The sequence below is a fragment of the Candidatus Eisenbacteria bacterium genome, assembly GCA_030017955.1.
Classification (GTDB): domain Bacteria; phylum Eisenbacteria; class RBG-16-71-46; order JASEGR01; family JASEGR01; genus JASEGR01.
Genome location: JASEGR010000195.1, coordinates 1 through 1,953, shown reverse-complemented (window position 1 = coordinate 1,953; position 1,953 = coordinate 1). Strand labels below are relative to the sequence as shown.

The 1,953-nt window shown below is 52.3% G+C and carries 2 protein-coding genes; both read left to right on the top strand.

The genetic code is table 11. The features are described from left to right. The coding region (locus tag QME66_13600; protein ID MDI6809980.1) for a hypothetical protein at nucleotides 1–201 on the top strand (201 nt) is incomplete at its 5' end. Next, nucleotides 198–1,853 carry a S8 family serine peptidase gene (locus tag QME66_13595; protein ID MDI6809979.1) on the top strand — a complete coding sequence of 552 codons (1,656 nt, stop codon included), beginning with the start codon at nucleotides 198–200 and terminating at the stop codon, nucleotides 1,851–1,853. The genes QME66_13600 and QME66_13595, both read left to right, overlap by 4 nt. Nucleotides 1,854–1,953 lie beyond the last annotated feature (100 nt).

Here is a 1,953-nt window from a genome sequence, read left to right as displayed (position 1 = left end):
AGCATACAGCAGGCACGTCTATATGTCAAGATATTAATGACGCACTACACTAGCACGCTGAAGGTCTTGAAGGGAGGTGGTGTAGGAGACAGAGAAAACCAAACGAGCCCCTCAGGGGTAGTGGATTGGGAAACGAAGCTGGTTCTCATTGTTTTTCTGAAACTGGTCCCACCTGGAATGCAAGGAGGTTTCTCCCCATGAAGAGAAAATCCTGGTTCCTCACGCTATTGATGTCGGTTGTCCTCATTTCCTTCTTTACCGCAGGCAGTTACAAACAAGATGAGCTTTACGTACGGATTACCAAATACACTTCTGCCACTAGCGCCCAGTTCGTACCGGGGGAGATTATTGTGAAGTTCAAAGAGGGATTGAGTCTGGCAACACCCTTGAACGTTCACAAGAAGTTCGGCACTGCAGTGTTGGAGAACTACAAACATTTCCAGAGAGTCTCCGTCCCCCCAGGTGAAACAGTCTCTTCGATGGCCGCGCGTTACGCAGCTCTTCCTGAGGTCGAGTACGCCGAGCCGAATTACATTGCCTACGCCACATTCACGCCAAACGATCCTTACTACTCCTATCAATGGCATTTCCCGAACGTGAGCGCTCCGGCCGGATGGGACATCTGGAACACGGTTTCAAACAAGAGTTCGGTGAAGGTCGCGATAATCGACACGGGCGTGGCGTATGAAAACTACACGGGAGGCGGAAAGACCTACTATCTTGCGCCGGACCTTGCAGGGACAAGTTTCGATGCAGCAAATGCGTACGACTTCGTGAACAATGATGCCCACGCAAACGACGATGAAGGTCACGGTACACATGTTTCAGGAACTATCGCGCAGACTACTAACGAAGGATACGGCACAGCAGGACTCGGCTTCGGGCTCACTGTGCTCCCAATCAAGGTTCTTAATGCAAGTGGCAGCGGGACCTACGCGAATATTACCAAGGGAGTTGACTGGGCCGTAACAAAGGGAGCAAATGTAATAAACTTGAGTCTTACTGGCCCTGCCGATGATGCAACTCTCCATGCTGCAGTCCAGAGAGCAGCCAATGCCGGGATCGTCCTCTGCTGTGCCACCGGAAATGATTCCAGAGGCACAATAGGCTATCCGGCAAGATATGCAGAGGCATTTGCTGTTGGCGCCACTACTTCCGGGAATGCCAGAGCCAAATACTCTAACTATGGTAACGAGATGGATGTCTGCGCACCAGGTGGTGACAACCGGGACAGAAACAAGGACGGATACATGGATGGTGTCCTCCAGCAGACATTCGACAAGACTGCGGGTTACAATTCGTTCGGCTGGTACTTCTACACGGGAACGTCAATGGCGACGCCGCACGTTGCCGCCCTTTGTGGAATGCTGAAGGCGAAAAATCCGTCCTGGACAAGACTTAATATCGAGAATTCGGTAGCTGGGACGGCAACGGACCTCGGCACGGCTGGCTGGGACAAGTACTACGGCTATGGAAAAATAAATGTCCAGGCAGCCCTCGCTCTCACTGCACCTCTGAGCGGTTACTATCCTGGAAGTCACGGTTCGGCTCCAATTGCCTCCAAGCAGGCTGAGCCGGTGAAAGTTGCCTTTGGTGTCGGCCCGAATCCATTTGTCGGAAACACGTCCGTGTTGTTCTCGTCCGCAGTTCCGGGAAGAGTCGCGCTTCGCGTTTACAATGTGAAGGGCGAGCTTGTGACGACTTTGGTTGATGAGACGAAATCTCCCGGGGACTACTACCTGAGCTGGAATGGGCTTGATTCAAGAGGCAGAAGAATGCCTGCCGGCACTTACTACATGAAACTCGACACTCCCGAAAGAAGTGCCACAAAGACTGTGACGCTCTTGAGGTAGTGGTTGGTCCCCTCACCTCAATCCTCTCCCCGATGGGGAGAGGAAGACTAGCCTGAATTATGCACGCGTTTACTGAAAAAAGAGTGCCATCGTCCTCGGG

What these genes read in the sequence shown, in the direction of transcription:
- QME66_13595 (MDI6809979.1), top strand. Translation starts at nt 198, where the DNA reads ATGAAGAGAAAATCCTGGTTCCTCACGCTATTGATGTCGGTTGTCCTC.